This window comes from Nannocystis exedens (assembly GCF_002343915.1).
Lineage (GTDB): Bacteria > Myxococcota_A > Polyangia > Nannocystales > Nannocystaceae > Nannocystis > Nannocystis exedens.
In genome coordinates this window covers 8405791-8428221 of record NZ_NETK01000001.1, presented here as the reverse complement: position 1 = coordinate 8428221, position 22431 = coordinate 8405791, and the positions used below count along the sequence as shown (strand labels likewise).

Genomic DNA, 22431 nt, shown 5'->3' with positions numbered 1-22431 from the left:
ATCATACATTTCCTTTCGCTCATGTCCTTTCGAGCATGTCCTGGCGATCATCCGGAGGATCGCGACGGTTCGCTCACGGCGGTGGCGGCGGCGACGGACGCGAGCGTCGAAGCCCACGGGGGCAGCCTCCACGTCAGCAACCTGCCGGGCCTCGGGCGCAAATTCACGATCTTGCTGGCGCGCAGGCAGCGGCTGTCGAGGAACTGACGCCGCTCGCGGCTCCGCGCTCGCGCTCGATCGGTCAATGTCCGAAAGGACATGTCTCGAAGAACATCATGCACCCTGCGGCGCCGGCCCGCCGTCCCCGGCGAACGCGCGGGCCCGCTGCTCCGCGCGGCGCACCAGCTCCGCGGCCCGCCGCAGCTCGCCGGGCAGCCGCGCCACGCTCACGGCCGTGCCGATCCAGAGCAGCCGCCGCAAGCCGGCCCGCCGCAGCGCCGCCGTCGTCACGCGCGAGCCGACCGCTCCGATCGCCGCCCGCCGCAGCCCGATCGCCAGCGCCGCCCCGGCGCGCCGCGGCTCGCCGAGGCCGCACGCCACGCGCCAGGCGTCGGCGACGTGGGCCTCGCACAGCTCCTCGCGCGCGAGCTCGGCGATCACGACGGCGAGGACCGCGCGGCGGTCGGCCTGCGGCGCCCGCTCGGCCAGCGTCCGCCGGACCGCGTCGGTGGCGATCGCCAGCACCGCCGCCTCGGCGCCGGCCGCGACCACCGCGCCGCCGATCGGCCCGGTCGCCAGCTCCAGCGCCGTCGCGGCCGCTCGCACGCCGCCGGCGGCCAGCGCGTGCGTCCCCCGCCCGCCGGCCCGCGCCCGCACTCGCCCGACCTGCCGACTCGTCCACGCCAGCGCCGCCCGCGTCGCAGGCGCCCGGACCACCCGCCCGACCTGCTCGCTCGCCCACGCCAGCGCCGCCCGCGTCGCGGGCCCCCCGGCTTGCGCCCGCACGCGCCCGATCTGCTCGGCCGTCCACGCTCGCGCCGTCGTCAGCGCCCGCACCGCTCGCGGCTCCCTGCGCACCTCGGTCATCGCCGCGAGGATCGCAGAAAGACCTGACGTCTGCGCGCCAGCAATGCGACCTTCTCGCGACGCCGCCTGCTAGCCTGCGCCCCTCGCATGCACTGGACCGCCGAACAGCAAGCGATCCTCGCGCACCCGCTCGACGCTCACGCGCTGGTCCACGCCGCGCCCGGCGCCGGCAAGACCACCACCCTGGTCGGGCGCGTCGCCCGCCTCGCCGAGCGGGTCGACGGCGAGCGCGTGCGCGTCGTCATGTTCAACAAAGCGATCCAGGAGACCTTCACCGCGCGGCTCGACGCCGCCGGCATCACCGGCGTCAAGGTCACCACCTTCGACGCGCTCGGCCTCGAGGTCCTGGGCCGGGCCGAGCGGCGCGGCCTGCTGACGCGCCCGCTCGAGGTCGCCGCGCACCGCACCCGCGAGTGGGCGCAGCTCGTGCATCGCCGGTTCGCCCGCAAGATCGAGTCGCCCGACGACATCGCCGCCGCCGTCGGCTTCTGGAAGGCCCACCTCGTCACCCCGAACCGGGCCGCCTGCGAGGACGCGCCCGAGCTGGTCGAGGCCTACCAGGCGCTCGAGGACCTGCGCACCCGCGGCGGCCAGGCGCTGCAGGTCGACTTCCCCGACATGGTCTACACCGCGGTCGCGGTGCTGCGGCGCTACCCGCGGCTGCTCGGGCCGATCGATCACCTGCTGGTCGACGAGTTCCAGGACGTGAACCCCGCCCGCGTCGAGCTGCTGCGGCTCCTCATGCACGAGCAGACCACCCTCATGGCCGTCGGCGACGCCGACCAGGCCATTTACGAGTTTTCGGGCGCGCACCCGCGGTTCTTCCACGACTTCGCCGCCACCTTCACCCACCGGCCGACGCGCACCTATCCGCTGTCGCACAGCTTTCGCTTCGGCCCGACGATCGCCGCCGCCGCGCGCTCGCTGATCGCCCACAACGACGAGCGCTTCCCGATCGACGTCGTCGGCCGCGGCGCGCAGCCCGGCAAGCTCGAGCGCACCGACGACGTCCCCGGCACGATCGAGCGCCTCCTGGCCGCCGGGTACCGGGCCGACGACATCGCCGTCCTCTACCGCGGCCGCCTCCAGGGCACCAGCGTGCTCGCCGAGCTGGCGGCGCGCCGGATCGGCATGGAGACCGACGACCTCGACTTCGTCCGCAAGGGTCGCGGCCCCGAGCTCGCGCTCGCCTACCTCCGCTTCGCCACCAGCGACGCCCCCGTCGCCTTCGACGACGCCTGGGCCGTCGTCTTCGCCCCCGACCGCTACATCCGCAAAGAGGCCTTCGCCAACCAGATCCGCCGCCTCGGCGCCAAGGGCCTGCGCGTCGTCCTCGGCAACACCAGGGCGGCCCGCGAAGCCGACCAGCCGCGCGGCGCGATCGAGGCCATGAGCGAGCTCGCCGACCTGCTCGCGCGCATGGGCAAGTGCCGCACCGCCGGCGGCGCCCTCGACCTTTTGGTCGCCGAGACCGACATCCCCGCCCAGCTCGCCGGCCGCAAGCGCTCCGAGGCCGAGGCCGAGCAGGCCGTCGCCGGCTTCGAGGCCGTGCACACCCTGCTGAGGGGCCTGAAGGTCGGCCCCGCCGAGGCCGCGCAGGCGCTCGCCGAGCTCGACCCGCGCGCCGGTCGCCCGCCCGAGCAGTGCGTGTGGGTCTCGACGATCCACAAGGCCAAGGGCAAGGAGTGGCGGGCCGTCCTGCTGCCGCGCCTCACCGAGGGCCTGTGCCCCGCCGGCCGCCAGGACCTGGCGCTCGGCACCGTCGATGCGCCGGCCGGCGTCGACCCGAGCGACCCGCTCGAGCAGGAGCGGCGGATCTTCTACGTCGGCCTGACGCGCGCCAGCGAATGCGTGTACCTCGAGGTGACGCCGCACGCGCCGAGCCGCTTCGTCGCCGAGCTCGGGCTCGCCAGGCCCGCCCTCGTCGCCCCCGCGAGCAAGCCCCGCGTGCGCAAGCCCGCCGCCGGCGAGGGCAAGACCACCGCGTGGCGGCCGAACGAGGACGCGGCCGTGACCGCCGCCCGCGACGCCGGCGAGGACCTCGACGAGCTCGCCGAACGCCTCGGCCGCAGCCGCCGCGCCGTCGAGGCCCGCCTCGAGCTCCTCGACGCCCTGCGCCAGCGCGCCGAGGCGCGACGCCGGCGCCGCGAAGAAGAGGAGTGAGCCGGCCCTCCGCGCAATCGCGGAAGTGCGGCGATTCCCCAAACCCCGATTCACCAGGGAATGTCCGCGTCGAACTCGCGACCTGCGACCGATCGCTCCGCCGCTCACGGCCCCTGATGGGGCGGCCGCGCCCCGCGATCGATCGGCGGCTCGGGCGGGCACTCGCGCTCGTCGTGCCCGCCCCAGGTCGTCAGCCCCAGCAGCAGCGCCGCGACCCCGGCCAGCACGAACACGACCCGGGCCGCGGGCCACTCGGCGAAGCCCAGGAGCCACGGCAAGGCGACCAGCACCGGCGCCAGCGACGATTCGACGATCCCGTGCACCTTGTAGCGGACCAGGCACAGGGACCCGAACGGATAGCAGGTGAGCTGCGACAGCAGCCACAGCCCGAGCATCACGACGTAGCACGCGGTCGTGGCGACCCTGGGCGTGTCGGCCGAAAACCACGCCGGCGCCAGGGCCAGCGCGAAGATCAACGCGAGGTCACCGGCGCCGTGAGCTTCCGACACCACGACGCGCATGCCCGGAGAGCGGCCCACGGGACAAACCTAGCGCAGGCATCGGGTCTCGTCATTGCTGGCGAAATCCCCTGGCCTCGCCGCGGCCTCGCGAGCGGCGAGATCTGCGGACCTCGAGCTTGCCCCGCCGCCTCGCGCCGGCGACCCGCGCTCCCGCGAAGAGCTTCGTCTCGCGCCTCGGGCGCGCCGGGCGACCGGCCTCGCGGCGATTGGTGGTACCGCGGGCCTGTCGAGCCTGGCTCGGCCCGGGCGGTTCAGGCCGGCGATCGAGCCCGTCCTCCGACCGCCCCGTGCAGCCAGAGCTTGCCCGCCCGCCGATTGTCTTCATCACTAGCCGAGAACCAGCCGCAGCCCCGACCGCGGGCCGCGGCCAGACCCCGGAGAATTCCCATGAGATTCGTGTCCCCGCGTGTACATGGCGTCCTCGACTATTTGTTCGGGGCGCTGTTCCTGATCGCCCCGTTCTGGTTCGATTTCATGAACGGCGCCGCCCAGCTCGCCGCATTCGTGGTCGGTGGGTCGCTGCTGCTCGTGTCCCTCCTGACCCGCTATCCGCTCGGCGCCCTGCGGGTCATCCCGTTCCCGGTCCACGGCGGCATCGAGTTGGTCGGCTCGGTGGCGCTGATCGCCCTGCCGTGGCTCGCCGGCTTCCAGGCGGCGAGCCCGGAGCGCGACTTCTTCGTCGCCACCGGCATCATCCTGCTCGCCCTGTGGGCGACGACCGACTACAAGGCCGCCGAGGCCAAGCCCGGCATCTACGGCCGGCAGGTCCGCACCGGCAGCGAGGCGACCGCCCGGCCCCGCGCGGCCGGCGGCAGCGACATCGGCCGCGCCGCATAAGCATAAGATGTTCCTTCGGACATGATGGGCCGGCGCGCGAGCGCGGCGCTCAGGCTGCGGCGAGCAGCTCGAGCGCCGCCTCGCGGACCGCCGCCACCGGGACCGACGCGACCAGGCTGCCTGCGTGCTCGCAGCGGCCGGCCACGCACGACGTCCCGCACTCGGGACAATGGGTCTGCCACGAGGTGAACAGCCGGTGGTGCGTGCGCGTGAGCGGCGACGACGTGAAGACGTTGAAGCACCAGTACACGCCCACCGTGCGCGCGCCGACGGCCGCCGCCAGGTGGAGCGGACCGGAATCGTTGGACACCACCACCCGCGCCCGCTGCAGCACCCCGGCGAGCCCGCCGAGGCTGACGCGGTCGCACAGATCGATCACCTCCCCGCGCACGCGGCCGAGGATCGCGTCGACGAGCGGGCGCTCGCCCCCCGACCCGATCACGCCGACGCGCGCCCCCGCGGCGCCGAGCGCGTCGGCCACCGCCGCGAAGTTCTCGGGCGGCCAGCGCCGCCGCGGATCCCCGGCGCCCGGGTGGAGGATCGCCAGCGGCCTGTCGCCGGGCGGGACCGCCTCGGCCGCCTCGGCGCGATCGGCCGCCGTGACCGCGAGCCGCGGCTCGAGCTCCACCGGCGGCGCGCCGACCAGCGCCACCACCTCGAGGTAGCGGATGAACTCCTGCTGGAAATACACATAGGGCAGCCAGCGGTCGAGCGGTTCGGCGTCGGCCGACTTGAGCCCGGCGGTGACCCGCGCGCCGAGGCGCCGCACGAACGGGTTCGAGTGGCGCCCGCCGCCGTGGAGCTGCAGCGCCAGGTCGAACCGCTCCGCGCGCATGGCCGCGAAGAACTCGCTCAGCTCGCCCGGGTCTTCGTCTGCGGTCTCGGAGCCGTTCACCCCGCGGCTCGGCGGCACCACGATCACGCGGTCGACCGGACCCGGCCGGCCGCGAAAGAAGCGGGCGTGCCACGCCTGCCCGAGCAGCACCAGCTCCGCGCGCGGATAGGCGTGGCGCAGCGCGACCAGGGCCGGCAAGGCGAACATGAGATCGCCGATCCCGTTGGCCCGCAGCGCCCCGATCTTGCGGACCTCGGCAACGCGCTCGGCGAGGTTGAGCATGGTACGCCTCCGTCGGCCCCGGACCGCCGCGCGAGCCCGCGGCGGCGTCGGACCGACTGCTCCGTGGCCCGGGCCGACCGCCGCGGCAAGCGAGCACCGGCGCCGCGGCGCGTCCACGCGGTGCGCCGCTCGTCTCGCCCGCGCGACGCGGCCGGCGCTGCGGCGGCGCGCGGCCGGCCGCCAGCCGCCGGCCTGCTATGATAAGCTGTGCCCGATCGCGGCAGCGCCTCGCGGGTCATTTGTCAATCCCCGAGCGCCCGGATCGCCCGGCAATTCGCGCCCGCCACGGCTGAGCCCGCTGCCGCGGCGCGGGCGACGGAGCCCGCGCCGCGGACCTCGCGCGACCCGGCGCGGTCACGTGAGAGACGCCGTGTCACACAATTGTCAAGCCTGAAAAAATATCGAGAGGGGGTTCACGAATCACACAACCCCGCTCGCTCGCGCACCTCTGTGCAGGGTCCGCAGACGAGAGTGACTCCGCAGGCGACAGCGGAGTAATCGCCAGTCCCCGCCCCGGCCGTGGGGCGCGCCGCTGGTCGAGCGCAAATGACCCGAGGGGGCTTCAGCCCCCCGTATCGACAATGTCGGAACCGGCCGTTTTTTGCCGGCGTGACGGTGTCATAAATGCACGCGCGCGGGCGATTGTTGCGGACCGGGCACTGCCGGCTATCGTAACATCCCGCTGGACACATTCCCCCATGCAAAAATACCATCTTGACCGTAAGTTTTCATTGGTCCTCTCCAACGTGCTGGTGATGGCTCTGGCGGGATGTAACAATCCGACGCCGGCCGAGACCGATTCGGACACCTCGACGGGGACGACGACCGACGGCACGGAGACCGACCCCTCCGCCACCAATGCGACGCCCGCGACGGAGCCCACCGACTCCTCGCCGACGACGACCGACCCCGCCACCGACACGGAGACGACGGCCCCGACGACCGCGGGCCCGACCACCGAGCCCTCGACCGACACCGACACGACCGACACCGACACGACCGACACCGACACGACGGGCGAGCCCGTGAGCGAGGTCGTGCGGGTGTGGGCGACCGCCAACCCGCCGCTGCTCGAGCAGGACCGCATCGTCGCGCTGTCGCCGGCGCTCGACGCGGCCACGGCGACCCTCACGGTCATGGGCGACGTCGTCAGCATCGAGAGCGTCGCGGTCACCCAGCAGGGCCACGCGATCATCACCTACGACGCGCCGAACTCGACCGGCGGCGTGATCATCAAGACCGACCTCGCCGACAACCCCGCCGACGGCCCGCTCGGCCTCGGCGACCGCGTCATCCGCGGGCCCGCCACCGGCCTCGTGACCCCGAAGGGCGTCGAGGTCGGGCCGATGGGCACCTTCCTGGTCGCCGACACCGGCGCCCCCTCGATCAAGGTGTTCGAGTTCGACGCCGAGGGCGACGTGGCCCCGACCTTCGAGATCACCGACCTCGGCGGCTCCGAGGCGGTGTGGGACGTGCATTACGTCGCCAACGACGACGTGCTGTACGCGGCCGGCACCAACGGCGAGGTCCAGGTCTACGAGGACTTCTCGAACGCGATGGGCCAGACGGGCCCCGACCGCACCATCGTCCCGGTCGAGGCCGGCACCAAGGTCAGCGTCAACCTGCACGGCATCACCGTCGTCGGCGACAACCTGTTCCTCAGCGACGTCGGCGACCCGATGGAGACCACCGACGGCCAGCTGTTCCGCATCGCCGACCCGGCCAACGCCGACGGCGACGTCGAGGTGGCCCAGCGCATCGAGGGGGGCGACCTCGGCAACCCGGTCGACCTCGAGGTCACCAGCGGCGGCCAGGCCACGCTGTGGGTGGTCGAGAAGGCCAACGACAAGCTGCTGCGCTACCGGCCGTCGCTCCTCGGCGAGGACTTCGAGCTGGTCGACAGCATCGACGTCAGCAAGCCGGAGTCGGTCGCGCTGGCGACCAACAACCGCCTGATCCTGGCCGCCAACCCGGCCGGGCTCGACCTCGACGCCGTGCTCGAGGTCGAGGTGCCGCTCATCGGCGCGCCGGCGGTCTCGGCCACCATCGACCGCCTCGGCTCGATCACCTCGATCCAGAGCATCGCGCTCGCCGGCGCCGACGGCCTCGTCGGCTTCGACGGCACCCCGGCGTCCGACGGCGCCGGCGTGTTCTCGGCCCCGGCGATCGTCGACGCCGCCGACGGCACCGCGATCGACGCCATCGGCACCCGGATCTGGGGCCCCGGCACCGGCCTCGTCGCGCCCAAGGGCATGACGCTGAACGCGGCCGGCGACCGCCTGTTCGTCGCCGACCTCGGTGACTCCTCGATCAAGGTGTTCGACCCGGTGACCTTCGGCGACGCCCCGCCGCTGTTCGTCATCGCCGAGCTCGGCGGCGGCGCGGTGTGGGACATCGACTACGACGACGCCAACGACCGGCTGTTCGCCGCCGGCGTCGACGGCACCGTCCGCGTGTTCGACGCCGCGCTCGCCGACGAGGGCGCGAGCGGCCCGGCGCGCACCTTCACCCCGGCCAACGACAACGACGAGGTCATCGGCGTCAACCTCCACGGCATCCAGTACGACCCGGCCAGCAAGACCCTGTTCTTGACCGACGTCGGCGACGTGATGTCGGACTCGGACGGCGCGATCTACCTGATCGCCGACGCCGACGCGGCCGAGGGCAACGTCGCCGTCACCGCGCTGATCGCCGGCGACCAGACCCACCTCGGCAACCCGGTCGACCTCGCCTTCGACGGCAAGCACCTCTACGTCGCCGAGAAGGCGCAGTCGCGGGTGCTCCGCTACAGCGACATCCTCGGCCTCACCGGCGCGCAGAACGTCGCCGAGGACGCGTTCATCGAGGTCACCAACGCCGAGTCGGTCCGCCTCGAGTTCAGCAAGCCCTGAGCGGGCCCCGTCCGGCGCACGGCCTCAGCTCGCCCGCGCGAGCTCGCCGTGCGCCGCCGTCTCGACGTGGGCCCTGAGCCAGCGCGCGACCGAGGCCGCGTGCAGGTTCTCCTGCGTCAGCGCCAGGCGACACTGCGCCGCCAGCTCGCCGTGGCCGAGGCTCCCGGCGAGCGTGGACAGCAGGTCCCAGCCGGCGACGTCGGCCAGCTCGGCGATCTGCTGCGCGTGCAGGGCCTGCGCCAGGCCGGTGCGCGGGTCGGAGATGACCTGCAGCACCCCCAGGCTCTCGACCGCGGTGAGGTCGGCCGACGGCGTCATCGCCGTCGCGTCGGCCCCGAGCGCCGTCATCGCCTCGACCATCCACTCGAAGTGGCGCGCCTCGTCGGCGCGGAACGACACCAGGTCCTCGAGCGTCGGCCCGCCCTCCCACGAGCCCGACGCCTCGAGCTTGAGGATCAGCCCGTCGTACAGGCGCACGCCGGAGCGCTCGAACGCGAGCCGCTCGCCGAGCTTGTCGAGCAGCACGTTGCCCTTGTGGCCCTTGAGCAGCTGGACCGCGGCCTCGGCGACGCCGCGCAGGCTCAGCGGCGGCGGCATGTGGCCGATCTCGCCGGCCTCGACGGCGTAGCGGAACCGCAGCACCGCGGCGTCGCGCGCCGAGCCGTCCGAGCTCGGCGGCATCGCCTTCGCGCCCTCGGTCATGCGCGGGCCGTCCACGGGCGACAGCGCGATGCCGGTGCGGTTGATGCCGATGTCGGTGGGACGATCGTTCTTGCTCATTGGGCTGCCTCCTCCTGGACCAGCGAGACGAATTCGGCCTCGCGGACGCGTCGGTCGGTGAGCTCGGTGCCCGGCTTCCAGCGGTAGCCGGCGGCCACGAGCTCGGACGGCGAGCCGCTGGCGTTGAGCTGCTCGCGGTAGGCGACCGAGGCGGGGCTCTCGAGGTCCGGCGGCACGATGTCGAAGCCGCGGGCGCGGAGCAGGACCTCCTCGGTCAGCGTCTGGCGCACGAATTCGCGGTGGCTGCTGAAGCTCAGCGGCTCGGGGAACTCGGCCGGCAAGAGCTCCGCCGGGTCGCGCTTCTCGACCTCCTGCATCAACTCTCGCACGAGCCGCAGGTGGCCCAGCTCGTAGCTGAGGAAGCGCTCCCAGATCTGCTTGATCCGGGGGTTCTGCTCCTGACAATAGCAGCTCCAGTAGGCGTACACCTCGGTCGCCTCCTGCACCAGCCACTTCTCCAGCCAGGTCTCGCGCGGGTCGGACAGCGCCTCGTACTGCGTGACGTGCTGCTCCTCGATCGCGGCGATCTCGGCGTAGAGCAGGCGCGCGACCGGGTCGGCGAAGGTCGGGCCGACCGTCAGGTAGTAATCGCGGGTCTGCCACTCCGAGCCGGTGATCAGCGCCGCGTGGATCTTCGTCAGCGGCGCCGCCTGCGTCTTCTCGTAGTGGCGCCGCAGGTCGTCCTCCGGCGCGCGGTGCTCGACCGACGTCGGCCGGCCCGGCATGACGTCGGTGTAGCTCTGCAGGATGTTGTTGGCGTCCTTGCCGCACAGCCGGTCCATCAGCGCGGCGTAGCGGTACAGGTGGTCGAAGTCCTCGAGCAGGCCGAAGCGGTACACCTGCGCCATGTACGGGTCGGGCTCGACCGCGGCGACGTGCGCCGTCACCTCGATCGCCACCTGCTCGTAGCCGATCGTCGTCTCGAGCGGCGACTGGTCGCCGGGCATCAGCCAGTTGACCATCGTCGCCTGGAGGTGGTCGACCCGGCGGACCCGCGCCAGCGGCAGGCGCAGGTCGGGGTTGAACCGCGCCGCGAAGTGCTTGAATCGGCACGCCTCCTGCTCGACGCCGTGCATCAAGATCTGCCGCACCCGCGTGAACGCGTCGTCGTCGAGCTTGCTGTACGGCTCGCCGGCGATGTCCTTCCACGTGAACTTCTGCTGATCGAGCGGCGTGCCGCGCTCGTTGGAGATGTCGAGGCTCACTGCGTACTCCTGGGCTGAGACCTGCGCCGGGACTCTTGGGCCCCTGCCCCGCGCCGGCAAGTCAAAGCCCATCGTCACGCGCCTGCGGGTCCGTGGGTGCCGCTCGCCCTGCTTCGCGCCCCGCCTGGGCGGCCGGGCCGCCCCTCCGGCGAACCCGACCCGGCGGCGCAGCGGACCACAGGCGGGGAAATTCCCCGGCCGCACGCACGCCCGCATGATAGGTTTCTGCCACGACATGCGCGCGCTCGCCCTCGCCTCCGCGCTGCTGCTCGGCCAGGCCTGCGCCGGCCGCTACCCGAGCGCCCACGATCGCGTGGTCGAGCTGACCGGCGCCGCGGACCCCCCGGCGCTGCCGCGCGACTGCCTGGTCGCCAACCACGTCCACACGCTGGTCTCCGATCGCTACAGCCACGCGCCCACCGCCGCGAACGAGCCCGTCGCCTACGATGCGGCCGGGCTGCGGGCCGCGATCGCGGCGTTCGCCGGCGACGGCGTCGACGCGATCGTCGTCACCGATCACAACAGCCCGCACGCCGCCTTCGACCCCGTCGTCGCCGCCGCGCCGCTGACCGTGATCCCCGGCATGGAGTGGACCACCCGCCGCGGCCACGCCCTGCAGATCGGCATCTCCTTGAAAAATGCCGCCGACGCGATCATGCCGCCGCCGTGGCGCACGCGCGTCGGCGCCGTCGACTTCCGCCGCATGGTCGCCGAGACCCACCGCCACGGCGGCCTCGTGATCATCGCCCACCCGCGGGTCCCGTTCCGCACCTGGCCCGACGACACCTTCGGGGCCGACGGCGTCGAGGTGTGGGGCCTCGACAGTGTGGTGATTCGCAATCGCCAGGCCGTGCGCTGGTGGCACGATCGATTGACCCGCGGCGAGCGGCTCGTCGCCGTCGCCGGCACCGACCTCCACCCCGGCGCCTGGCTGCGAGGTCACCGGCGGCCGCTCAATCGCGTGACCGCGACCACCTGCGACGCGGCCGACGTGCTCGCCGGCATGCGCGCGGGTCACGTCCTGCTGGTCGACGACCGCGACGCGCCGCGGGTCGTCCTCGCGGTCGACGGCGGCGCGCGACCCGGCGACACCGTCGCGCTCGCGGGCCGTGCGGAGATCGATCTGCAGCTGCGGGTGCTCGCGGGCGCCGGGGCTCGCGTCCGCCTGCTCGGCCCGGCCGGCGAGCTGTTCGCGCGCACCCTGACCGGCGCCGACGCGACGGTGCGCTTGCGGCTGCGCGTGCGCGCGGGTGAGTTCGTGCGGGCCGAGCTGCACCGCGGGCGCCGGCCGCTGGCGCTGACGAACCCGGTGTACTTCCGCTGACCGGGGGTCGCTGCGTCGGCGGTCGGGCGCCGCACGACGGCTCGTCGCCGCCGCGTCGCGAAGGTTCACGCTCGACCGGGGATCGCCGCGTCGGCGGTCGGGCGCCGCACGACGGCTCGTCGCCGCCGCGTCGCGAAGATTCACGCTTGACCGGGGGTCGCTGCGTCGGCGGTCGGGCGCCGCACGAAGGTCTTCCCACCTGACGCGCTCTGCTGACGATTCTCGTTCACGCCGGTCCCATCATTCGCGACTGTCCGCGCAATTCATCACGACCGGTGTTCACCCGCGATCGGGCGCGGACGTGGACCCTGCGAACCCCGACGATTCGCCGGAGGTCGAGCGGCGATCGGCGGCGCCGCGGCACGACATGGCCGAAACCCTGAGTCCTCCGAATGACCGCACCGCGCGGAATCACCCTGCTCGCGCGATTTAAAGTAGTTGTTCGCGCCGATCATCTCCGTATACTGCCGCCTCACGCTCGCCGTCGTCTGTCCTTCAGGACAGGCGCATCCGGCGCGCGCGCGTAGACATCGACCGGAGACGCCACATGTACGCAATGAATACCACGACCCTTCGTCGGGGCCGGCGGGCGACGTCCATCGCCCTGCTGTGTACCGCGACCGCGCTGATCAGCTGTACCGCCGGCGAGCCGCCGGAGCAGGACGAGGATTCGGCCGACATCGCCGTGCGGAACGATGATTCCGCCGAGCCCGCGCTCGACGCCACCAGCGTGTCGATCCAGCGGCTGGAGAAGCCGACCGCGTTCGCCGATACGCGGATCTTCGTCACCCTGAGCAAGACCGACGCCGCCAAGCTGGTCAACCCGCAGGTGGTCGGCGCCGGCGACGAGGACGCGCCGATCGTGCTGCGCGACGACGGCAAGGGCGGCGACGAGAAGGCGGGCGACCTCGTGTTCACCGGCCTCGCGTTCGCCGACCTCGACGCCCTCAAGGCCCGCGCCGAGGCCGAGGCCAAGGAGGACGTCAAGGAGGTCCCGCAATTCACCGGTCGCAGCGTCGAGAAGTTCGTGCCGGCCGTCGGCCTCGACCTCGAGAAGTTCTTCGGCGGCGGCGTCATCGAGCTGCCCGGCGCGCCCAAGCTGCTGTTCTCGCTGGCCAACGCCCAGCACAGCCTGATGATCACCGACCCCTCGGTGGTCCGTGACTTCACCCGCACCTACGACCCCTGCACCGACGAGGGCGACGCGATGGGTCCCTGGTCGTTCGGCCACCTCTTCACCGAGCTGGCCAACCAGCCGCTCACCGGCATCGACCCTTCGGATCTGGTCGAGGACTGGCTGGCGAGCTGGCTGACCGCGCAGCTGCCCGGCTCGGCCTCGATCCCGGTGCCGGCGCGGCCGATGATGCAGCAGCTGATCGACGACTGGCGCAACGCCAGCGGCGGCGGCGCGCTCGACCTGAAGAAGGCCCCGTTCCGCCTGCTGGCGATCGTCAACCGCGTCGACCTGGCCCGCCGCGGCAAGGGCGGCGGCGGCTACGGCGGCGGGATCGGCGGCGACTTCCTCGACGCCGGCGAGGGCCGGTTCGTGTTCGGCCTGGTGCTGCCTGACGGCTACTCCACCAAGGGCTACAACAAGCCCGGCGTCCTCGACGAGAAGACGAACTGCATGCTGACGCCGTTCACCGTGATCTTCGAGTACAAGATCGACCGGCCCGGCTGCGAGAAGGTGCGCGACTGGGCCCAGCAGTGGCGCGCGCTCGACACCCTGCCGTTCGGCGCGACCTACAACGACGCCCTGCAGGCGATCACCGACCAGTTCACCGCCGCCGGCGCCAGCCCGACGCGCGGCAACGAGAGCGCGCTCGGCCAGCTGCGCACCAACGACTTCCTCATGGCGCCGCTGTGGCAGATGCGCGAGCACCAGCTGCCGCTCCCGACCGGCTTCCTGAAGCCGCACCAGGTCGCCGACACCGTCGAGCTGTTCCACAACGACACGAACTCGCTCGGCTCGTGGATCGCCACCAACCTCATGCAGCTGCCGCCGCAGAGCTTCCCGTGGGCGGGCGCGTCCGACGTCCCGAGCCCGGGCACCTTCTGGGACGGCGCGCACGCGGCCCTCGACACCCTCCTCATCACCTCGGGCCCGGGCAACGACGACAACGACTCGCGCCACAATTTCTCCCTGTCCGCCTGCAGCGGCTGCCACGCGCGCGAGACCGACGCCGAGTTCACCCACATCGACAACCGCACCCCGCTCGGCCGCACCCAGGAGGCGATCCTCAGCGAGTTCCTGCTCGGCGAGAAGGTCAACCCCTTCTTCGACAACACCGTCACCGGCAACCTGCACTTCGTCGACGACCCGTCGATCACCCCGCGCGGCGGCGTCATCAACCCGACCAACCCGCAGCACCGCCGCTCGTTCCGCGACCTCGAGTTCCGCCAGCAGAAGCTGGTCGAGTTCGCCACCCAGAGCTGCCTCAAGGTGCCCGTGCTCGACCCCAAGCTCGTCGAGGAGGCGCTCGTCTTCAAGAAGCCGCTGCCCGAAGACCTGTTCCAGGGCGCGGACGCGGTCGACGTGAAGGAGCTGCCCAGCTTCGCGCTCGAGCGCCTCGGCGACGCGGCCGTCGCCCAGGTCCACTGATGCGCTGAAAGACATGTCTCCGGAGACCTGTCCTCGGAGACATGTCCTCGCTCACGGCGCCGGTCGTTGGCCGGTCCTGGAGCGCGGTCCGCCCGGCCGCAGCGCGACGCCTCGCTCCGCAGGACATGCCGCAAAGGACATGTACGTCACGACATGTCTTTTCGCCCATGCCCTGGCGATTTCGCGCCTCAGCGCAGGCGGAACCGCTGGATCTTGCCGGTCGCCGTCTTCGGCAGCTCGGCGACGAACTCGATCCAGCGCGGGTACTTGTAGGGCGCCAGGCGGTCCTTGACGAACCGCTGCAGCTCGCCCGCCAGCGCCGGCCCGGCGGCGGCCGGGTCGCGCGCCACCACGAAGGCCTTCGGCTTGACGAGGTCGTCGGCGTCGGCGTGGCCGACCACGGCGGCCTCGAGCACGGCGGGGTGGGCGGCCAGCGCCGACTCGACCTCGAACGGCGAGACCCAGATCCCGCCGACCTTGAGCATGTCGTCGGCGCGCCCGCGGTACGTGTAATAGCCCTCGGCGTCGCGGGCGTAGCGGTCGCCGGTGCGGGTCCACGGGCCGTGGAAGGTCTGCAGGCTGCGCTCGCGGTCGTGGAAGTAGCCGGCCGCCGCGGTCGGACCGCTGACCCACAATGCGCCCTCGGCCGCGCCCTCGAGCGGCGCGCCCGCGTCGTCGACCAGGCGCAGCGCGTAGCCCGGGACCGGCAGGCCGGTGGTGCCGTAGCGGACGTCACCTGGCCGATTGGACAGGAAGATGTGCAGCATCTCGGTCGAGCCGATCCCGTCGAGGATGTCGCTGCCGAAGCGGGCCCGCCAGCGCTCGCCGACGTGGCGCGGCAGCGCCTCGCCGGCCGAGGTGCTGACCCGCAGCGCCGGCAGCCGCACCTCGGCGTGGGCCGCGTCGGCCAGCATCGCCGCGAACAGCGTCGGCACCCCGCAGAAGACCGTGCACGCGCGCTGCTGCAGCGCCCGGAACACCGCCGCCGGCGTCGGCCGCTCGGCCAGCAGCACCGCCGTGGCCCCGAACGCCAGCGGGAACGTCAGCGCGTTGCCGAGGCCGTAGGCGAAGAACAGCTTGGCCGCCGACAGCACCACGTCGTCCTCGCGCAGCCCGAGCACCGCGCCGGCGTACAGCTCGGCGGTGCGGCGCAGGTGCGCGTGGAGGTGGACCGCCGCCTTCGGCCGCCCGGTCGAGCCCGACGAGTACAGCCAGAACGCCGCGTCGTCGGGCCCCGTCGCCGCCGCTTCGACCGCCGGCGCCGCTCGCTCCAGCAGCGCGCGCAGCCGCGGGTGCCCGTCGTCGGGCCCGCCCTCCGGGCTGTCGGCCACGACCGTCGCCGTCAGCCACGGGCTGCGCGCCGCCGCCTCGCGCAGCTTCGGCAGCAGCGCGTCGCTGACCACCAGCACCCGCGCCCGGCTGTCGCGCAGCAGGTGCTCGTAGTCGGCCGGTGGCAGCAGCGTGTTGACCGGCACCGGCACCGCCCCGATCTTGATCGCCCCGAGGAACACCGCCACGAAGTCGACCGTGTCGAGCAGCGCCAGCAGCACGCGTTGCTCGATCTGCACCCCCAGCCCGCGCAGCAGGTCGCCCGCCCGGTCGACCCGCTCGGCCAGCCCCGCGTAGGTCACCGGCCCGAACGCGTCGACGTAGGCGACCTTGTCGCCGAGCCCGCGCGCGAGGTTGCGATCGATCAGGTCGACGGCGGCGTTGTACTCGCGCGGGAGGCTCACGATCGCATCGTACCAGGCGGCCGGCGCGGCGTCAGGACCTCCCTGCCCGCCGCTTGCGAGCCCTCGCGGCGCGTCTGCGTCCGGCGGACGCCGAGCGCGGCCGCGGCCCGGGAGGTGCAGGATCTCCGCGCGCACGGCCTCGCCAGCCCGGCCGCTCGACGCGGCGCTCCCGGAGGACCGACGAAGCGCGAGCGAGCTCTGCGTCCATGCCGATCGCCGCCGTCACGGCGCCGCGACTGCAGGCCCGGCCGTCGAGGCGACGGCGGCGGCACGGCTCGCGGATCGCACGAGTCCGCCGCGGCTCCTACGAATCGCCGGCGAATGCGGCCACGACCGCGAATGCGCAGAGCAGCCGATTGGCGGCACCTCCCGCGCCGGGGAGGCCGCCGCCGGCGTTTGACCCCCCCGGCCGCGTGAACTCGCTCACCCGGGCCGGGGGCGCGCGTGTGCGAGACTGCGGAAAATGACCTCGAGGGCCCCCTTCGCCACCTTCGACCGCGACGCGTGGGCACGGCTGCGCGACCAGACCCCGCTGACCCTGAGCGAGGCCGACCTCGACGCGTTGCGGGGCATCAACGAGCGGCTGTCGCTGGACGAGGTGCAGGCGATCTGGCTGCCGGTCACGCGTCTCTTGAACCTCCGGTTCGCCGCGCTGCGCGAGCTCCGGCGGGTCACGCAGACCTTCCTCGGCCGCACCGGTCCGGACCACGCCTCGCCGTTCATCCTCGGACTCGCCGGCAGCGTCGCCGTCGGCAAGAGCACCGCCGGGCGCGTGCTGCAGACCATCCTGTCGCGCTGGCCCGAGCACCCGCGGGTCGACCTCGTCACCACCGACGGCTTTCTGTTCCCGAACGCCACCCTCGAGGCGCGGGGGATCCTCCAGCGGAAGGGCTTCCCCGAGAGCTACGACCTGCGCGGGCTGATGCGCTTCGTCGCCGACGTGCGCGAGGGCGCCGAGGAGGTCTCGGCCCCGGTCTATTCGCACCTGTTCTACGACATCATCCCGAACGAGCGGCAGTACGTGCGCCGGCCCGACATCCTGATCCTCGAGGGCCTCAACGTGCTGCAGCGGGGCGCCCACGCCACCGGCCGCAAGGGCGTCTACGTCTCCGACTACTTCGACTTCTCGATCTACGTCGACGCCGACGAGGCGGCGATCCGCGAGTGGTTCTTCCAGCGGTTCCGTCGCCTGCGCGAGACCGCCTTCCGCGACCCGCACTCGTACTTCCACAAGTACGCCAGCATGCCCGAGGCCAGCGCCATGCAGCTCGCGCACACGGTGTGGGACAACATCAACGGCGTCAACCTGCGGCAGAACATCGCGCCGACGCGCGAGCGCGCCGACCTCATCCTCGAGAAGGCCGCCGACCACACGGTCCAGCGCGTGCGCCTGCGCGTCGGCTGACGCTACCGCGGGGCGACCGCGGCGTTTCGCCCCTCGCAGGTGCTCCGCCGAGTCCAGGCCCAACACGGCCCGATCCGGGCCCGGAGCTCGCTCGGGCCCGGCTCCTGCAGACGGGCGATGACGGTCACGAGCTGCTCGTCGGCCCAGTCGCCTGAGCCGCGTTCGCGACGAGCCGTTCGTGCCGCCGGCCGATCCGCTCCGCGTCCCCGACACGCACCGTGGCGCGTCGGCCTTGCTTCGATCGGACGGTGTCGGGCGAATCGGTGCAATCGTCGGCCTGCACGCCGCGACGTCGTTGTCTCCGTCTCTCGCCCCGGCTAGCCTGCTCGCGATGTTCGGCCTCGGTTCGCGTTCGCTTGCCCTGCTCGCTCTCGGCCTCGTCACGTTCGCCTGTGGCGAGGACATCGATCCGCTCGCATCCGCCGGTCCTCCGGTCTCGGGGTCGGGAGCGGTCGGCTCGGCGAGCAGCGGCTCGAGTGCCGGCTCGAACACGAACGGCGCCACCGACGGCGGCACCGCGACCGGCGAGCCCACGACCGGCGAGCCCACGACCGGCGAGACCTCCGGTGGCGCCAACATGGAGGTCTGCCAGCGCTACATTCAATGCGTCTCGCTGACCACCCCGACCGGCCTCCCGGACGCGCAGGCCGGCTTCGGCGCCGACAGTGCGTGCTGGTCGGGCAGCCCCGCCGACGCCGAACTGTGCATCCAGGCCTGTCAGACCGCCCTCGCGCAGGCGCACCAGCTCTTCCCCGAAGAAGACGCGTGCGACGAGTGCCTGTCCGACGGCGAGTGCGACCAGGCCGCCGGCGAGACGTGCATCGACGGCGGCTGCACGCCCCCGTGCGGGGACGGCAAGGTCGGCCCGGGCGAGGTCTGCGACGGCCAGAGCGGCTGCGACGACGACTGTCTGGGCCCGCTCGAGTGCAACCCGCTCAACGACTTTGGATGCGCGAGCCCGCTGCGCTGCAGCATCGTGGACAGCGGCATCGGGTCCACGACATGCGTCGAGGAGGATTTTCCTCCGGGCTCGGTGGTCGACGTCGGGGAGAGGTGCGGGTACATCAACGCCTCCACCTACTACTACTGCGGCTTCGGACGCTTGTGCCTGTCCGCGCTCCAGTTCGACCTACCGTGCGATGTGGAGTGTTGCGTCGCCTTCTGCGACGTCAATTCGCCGCAGTCCTGCCCGGAGGGTTACACCTGTGTCTCGTACGAAGACGCCACCGGCGAGGACGTGAGCAATCCGCTGAGCTACCTCGGGCTGTGCCTCCCTTGAAGCTCATCGGGGAAGCGCCGCGCGACAGCCTCCGCTCCGGCTGCAGCTCGCTCGACCCGCCGCCGACGCCCTCGTCGGCGTCCTGGCGAAGCAGGAGCAGGCGACCCTAGGCCGGCCGATGTCGCAATCTCGGCCGCAGGCACGGGAGCTCCACGCGGCCACCGGCACGCTCTTCTTTTTACAACCTGCTACCGCGGCGCGGCCCACAGCCGGTGCATCGTCGGGCCCATGCCGACGATGTACAGGCAACAGAACCCGAGCCCCGCCGCGTAGGCCGCCAGCTCGCGCGGGCCGAGGGCCGACGGCTCGGCGGGTCCGAAGCGCGGCAGGCAGGCGCACGGGACCTGGCCGGGCGGGCCCCCGCCGGCCGCCGTCATCCACGCGAGCGCCACCGGCAACAGCGGCACGACGATCACCGCGGTGGCGAACGCCAGCAGGCACCATTCGGACCGCACCCGCCGCCACGCGGCCAGCGGCGCGGCGACCACGGCGATCGCCGACACCGCGACCAGGCTCGCCAGCCACAGCCCGCGCGTCGACCAGTTGCCGGGGACCCAGCCGATCGCGATCGACGTGTGGACGACGAAGAACAGCCCGAGCGCCACCGCCGGGCCGACGGCGCGCCCGCGGCGGTCCTCCCACAGCGCCAGGAACGGCACCACGACCGCCGCGCAGGCCAGCAAGTACAGCAGCGCGCGCAGCGGCGGGCGGGGGAACACGCGCGCCACCGTGTACAGGTGGAGCCGCTCGATCCGCTCGATGTCCTCGCTCGGGCTCGCGGCCGGATCGTGACAGTGCTTCTCGATCCAGTACGCGCTGCGCGTCGCCGCCGGCCGGGGTCCGCGCGGCGGCCTCCCGCCGTTCCCGTTCGCCCGCGCGGCCTCGATCAGCCCCGCGGCCCGCTCCCGCAGCCCCGCCACCGTGGCCGTCTCGCCGGGCGCGGGCGTGGCGGCGAGGCAGCGGTCCGCGGCCTCGACGATCGCCAGGGCCACGCCGACGTTGTCCTCGTGGGCGGCGATGTCGGCCGCGCGGGCGCGCATGCAGCCGTCGACGACCAGCGGCGGGAGCAGGATCGCCGCCACGCAGCCGAGGCGCAGCAGCGCGAGCCCGGCGATCCGCCCGCGCGCCAGCGGGGCGAACGACACCAGCGCGCGGGTCTGGTCGCGGATCCACAGCACCAGGATCAGCACCGCGCCGAACAGCAGCGGCGACACCACCGAATCGATGGTGCGCAGCGGGTCCTCGGCGTCGACCGGCGGCAGGCTGACGATCAGCGCGCCCACCAGGCTGAGCACCGCGCTGGCGGGCGCGATCCAGTGGACCCGGGTCTGGCGCAGCGCCGGTCGGCGGACCAGCACGAAGCGGTCGTATCGCTGCAGTCGCCGGCGGATCGCCGCCCACCCGTCGACCAGGCGATGGACCGCGGCCCTCACGGCCTGTCCCCCCAGAACATGCGCATGTGCGAGCCGCTGATGTCGCGGAAGTACACCGGCGGCTCGCCGAGCGCGCACAGCAGCTCCAGCACCTCGCGCCGCGACACCTGGCCGCCGACGCGGAGCAGCGTCACGCTCTCGCGCTCGCGCAGGCAGCCCGGCCCGAACTCGGCGGTCAGGCGGTCGCGCGCGGCGTCCTCGAGGTGGCCGCCGATCTCGAACAGCGCCCCGCGGCGCGCCTGCTCGAGGTCGAGGACCCCGCCGTGGAACCACACCCCGCCGTCGTCGCGCAGGCCGACCACGTCGTCGGCGATCGCCTCGAGCTCGGGGATGTGCTGCGAGCTGACCACCGCCGCCAGCCGCAGCGACGAGCTCGAGACGATGTCGCGCAGGTCCTGCAAGAACCACTGCTGGGCCCGCGGGTCGAGGGCCACCAGCGGCTCGTCGACCAGCAGGAGGCGCGGCCGGCCGACCAGCGCGCGCGCCAGGGCGACGCGGGTCTGCAGGCTGCGCGACAGCTCGCGCCAGCGGGCCGAGCGGCAGTGGGCGAGGCCGAGGCGCTCGAGCCAGAAGTCGACGGTGTCGACGTTCTCGCCGCCGCGCAGCCCGCAGGCGCCGGCCCAGACGTGCAGGTACTCGTCGAGGCGGCCGCGGAACCGCGGCACGCGCTGCGGCACGTGGGCGATCCGCGAGCGCACGACCGGCCAGTCGGTGTCTTCGTTGCGCGGCAGCGCCGGGTCGAGCTGCGGGTACGAGATCATGCCGTCGTCGACCCGCAGCTCGCCCGCGAGGACCCGCAGGAAGGTCGTCTTGCCGGCGCCGTTGGGCCCGACCACCGCCACCACCGTCCGCGGGAACACCGTCAGCGACACGTCCTTGAGCACCGGCGGGCCGCCCTTGCGGTAGCGCAGGGACAGCCCGTCGCAGCGCACCAGCGGGCCGTACTCCGGCGCCGACCCGGCGTGCAGCGCCTCGCGGGCGGCCGCGTCGAGCGAGGCCGCCAGCCAGTGCTCGCCCAGGGCGTCGAGGGGCCCCGACGCCGCGGTCTGCACGATCTCGTCGGTCAGCGCGAGGATCGCGTGCAGCAGCGCCAGCCACTCGCGCCGCTCGCTCGCCTCCAGCCTGGCCTTGAAGACATGTCTCGTTCGCCATGTCCCGGCGCGCGCCGACAGCTCGAGCGCGCGCCGGCGGACCCGCGGGTCGCCGAACCGCTCGGCGAGGTCGAGCAGGCGCAGCGCCGCGCGCTTGCCGTCGGCCCGGCGCACGTGGGCCTCGATCTCCTCGCGCAGGCGCAGCGCGTCGGGGTGGATCGCGGCGGCCTCGACGGCCAGGCTGACGCTCGAGGCCTGCGCGCTCATCGACGCCGCCAGGCTGGTCAGCCGGCGGGCGATCGCCGCCCGGTGGTCGCCGCTGGCCTCGCCGCGCTCGCCCGCCTCGCGCTGCCAGCGGTGGAGGTCGGCCACCGCCAGGTTGAGCTCGTGGCGGTCGCCCGCCGTGGTCGTGCTGGCGCGCTCGAGCTCCGCCAGCTTGCTGGCCGCCGCGGCGTCGCGGTGGGCCGACAGCAGGCTCGCCACCGCGAACGCCTCCGCCTCGCTCACCCCGAGCTGGGCCGCGACCTCGCGCAGGTCGCCCGCGAGCTCGGGCCGCGCCGTCGCCAGGTGGACGAGGAAGCGCCCGAGCAGCGGCCCGTCCAGCGCCGCCAGGGCCTCGTCGACCAGCCGCTCGAACCCCGCTTCGGGCCCGGGCAGGCCGGCCCGCGGCGCGCCGTCGTCGGCGGCGAACGCCGAGAACCCGCGCCGCAGCTCGTCCGGCGACAGCTCGCGGAGCAGCAGCGTCCGCAGCGGCGCGAGGTTCATGCCGGACCTCCGCGGCCGGAATCGTGGCAGCGCCGCGCCGCCGAATCGACGGGGCGACGGATCGAGCGCCAGGCTGCGCCCGCTCGATCGCGGGCCGATCGGTCCATCTCGATCGAGTGGGCGAACCCGAGCGCTCGCGCAAGCACGCGGCGCGCCCGGCCGCGCCGCGCCGGTTCAAACCCGCCGTCGCGGCGTCCGCCGCGGCCTGCGCCGGCGGCCGCCGCCGCGGCGCCGACCGCTCTCGACGCGCGACGTCCGG

16 protein-coding genes are annotated in these 22431 nt (G+C 73.3%); 8 read left to right on the top strand and 8 right to left on the bottom strand.

Annotated features, from left to right (window positions below):
• Positions 1–21 precede the first annotated feature (21 nt).
• Complete coding sequence (locus tag NAEX_RS48660) at positions 22–207, top strand: ATP-binding protein (protein ID WP_143141227.1); 186 nt, start codon at positions 22–24, stop codon at positions 205–207.
• Positions 208–273: 66 nt separating this feature from the next.
• Here NAEX_RS48660 and NAEX_RS33135 read toward each other — a convergent pair whose 3' ends face one another.
• Positions 274–1026 carry a hypothetical protein gene (locus NAEX_RS33135; RefSeq protein WP_096331481.1) on the bottom strand — a complete coding sequence of 251 codons (753 nt, stop codon included), beginning with the start codon at positions 1024–1026 and terminating at the stop codon, positions 274–276.
• A gap of 87 nt (positions 1027–1113) precedes the next feature.
• On the opposite strand from NAEX_RS33135, the gene NAEX_RS33130 reads away from it, so the two are divergent.
• The gene (locus NAEX_RS33130) at positions 1114–3189 is read left to right on the top strand and encodes an ATP-dependent helicase (protein ID WP_096331480.1); all 2076 of its coding nucleotides are present in this window, start codon (positions 1114–1116) and stop codon (positions 3187–3189) included.
• 104 nt (positions 3190–3293) lie between these two features.
• Here NAEX_RS33130 and NAEX_RS33125 read toward each other — a convergent pair whose 3' ends face one another.
• Positions 3294–3728 carry a hypothetical protein gene (locus NAEX_RS33125; protein ID WP_143141226.1) on the bottom strand — a complete coding sequence of 145 codons (435 nt, stop codon included), beginning with the start codon at positions 3726–3728 and terminating at the stop codon, positions 3294–3296.
• Between the two features lie 369 nt (positions 3729–4097).
• Between NAEX_RS33125 and NAEX_RS33120 the strand changes: the two genes are divergently transcribed.
• Positions 4098–4547 carry an SPW repeat domain-containing protein gene (locus NAEX_RS33120; protein ID WP_143141225.1) on the top strand — a complete coding sequence of 150 codons (450 nt, stop codon included), beginning with the start codon at positions 4098–4100 and terminating at the stop codon, positions 4545–4547.
• Positions 4548–4596: 49 nt separating this feature from the next.
• Here NAEX_RS33120 and NAEX_RS33115 read toward each other — a convergent pair whose 3' ends face one another.
• Positions 4597–5664, bottom strand: a complete 1068-nt coding sequence (locus NAEX_RS33115) for a glycosyltransferase family 9 protein (protein WP_096331477.1) — start codon at positions 5662–5664, stop codon at positions 4597–4599.
• A gap of 731 nt (positions 5665–6395) precedes the next feature.
• Here NAEX_RS33115 and NAEX_RS33110 point away from each other — a divergent pair.
• Positions 6396–8555 carry an NHL repeat-containing protein gene (locus NAEX_RS33110; RefSeq protein ID WP_096331476.1) on the top strand — a complete coding sequence of 720 codons (2160 nt, stop codon included), beginning with the start codon at positions 6396–6398 and terminating at the stop codon, positions 8553–8555.
• Positions 8556–8579: 24 nt separating this feature from the next.
• Here NAEX_RS33110 and NAEX_RS33105 read toward each other — a convergent pair whose 3' ends face one another.
• Positions 8580–9335: a ferritin-like domain-containing protein gene (locus tag NAEX_RS33105; protein ID WP_096331475.1), complete on the bottom strand. Its 756-nt coding sequence runs from the start codon at positions 9333–9335 to the stop codon at positions 8580–8582.
• A complete protein-coding gene (locus NAEX_RS33100; RefSeq protein ID WP_096331474.1) occupies positions 9332–10540 on the bottom strand; it encodes a hypothetical protein in 1209 nt (402 codons plus the stop codon). The genes NAEX_RS33105 and NAEX_RS33100 overlap by 4 nt, the downstream gene beginning before the upstream one ends.
• A gap of 235 nt (positions 10541–10775) precedes the next feature.
• On the opposite strand from NAEX_RS33100, the gene NAEX_RS33095 reads away from it, so the two are divergent.
• Entirely contained in the window at positions 10776–11864 is a 1089-nt protein-coding gene (locus NAEX_RS33095) for a CehA/McbA family metallohydrolase (RefSeq protein ID WP_096331473.1), read from the top strand.
• Positions 11865–12420: 556 nt separating this feature from the next.
• A complete protein-coding gene (locus NAEX_RS33090; RefSeq protein ID WP_096331472.1) occupies positions 12421–14466 on the top strand; it encodes a hypothetical protein in 2046 nt (681 codons plus the stop codon).
• 188 nt (positions 14467–14654) lie between these two features.
• Here NAEX_RS33090 and NAEX_RS33085 read toward each other — a convergent pair whose 3' ends face one another.
• Positions 14655–16199, bottom strand: a complete 1545-nt coding sequence (locus NAEX_RS33085; RefSeq protein WP_211302516.1) for a benzoate-CoA ligase family protein — start codon at positions 16197–16199, stop codon at positions 14655–14657.
• A 463-nt stretch (positions 16200–16662) separates the two neighbouring features.
• On the opposite strand from NAEX_RS33085, the gene coaA reads away from it, so the two are divergent.
• Positions 16663–17604 carry a type I pantothenate kinase gene (gene coaA / locus NAEX_RS33080; RefSeq protein ID WP_096331471.1) on the top strand — a complete coding sequence of 314 codons (942 nt, stop codon included), beginning with the start codon at positions 16663–16665 and terminating at the stop codon, positions 17602–17604.
• Positions 17605–17935: 331 nt separating this feature from the next.
• Positions 17936–18883, top strand: a complete 948-nt coding sequence (locus tag NAEX_RS33075) for a hypothetical protein (protein WP_096331470.1) — start codon at positions 17936–17938, stop codon at positions 18881–18883.
• A gap of 188 nt (positions 18884–19071) precedes the next feature.
• Here NAEX_RS33075 and NAEX_RS33070 read toward each other — a convergent pair whose 3' ends face one another.
• Together NAEX_RS33070 and NAEX_RS33065 are read right to left on the bottom strand one after the other, a co-directional pair.
• Positions 19072–20316, bottom strand: coding sequence for a hypothetical protein (locus NAEX_RS33070; protein ID WP_096331469.1), 1245 nt, complete (start codon positions 20314–20316; stop codon positions 19072–19074).
• Positions 20313–22172 carry an ABC transporter ATP-binding protein gene (locus NAEX_RS33065; RefSeq protein ID WP_096331468.1) on the bottom strand — a complete coding sequence of 620 codons (1860 nt, stop codon included), beginning with the start codon at positions 22170–22172 and terminating at the stop codon, positions 20313–20315. Before NAEX_RS33065 ends, NAEX_RS33070 begins: the two co-directional genes overlap by 4 nt.
• Between the last annotated feature and the right edge of the window lie 259 nt (positions 22173–22431).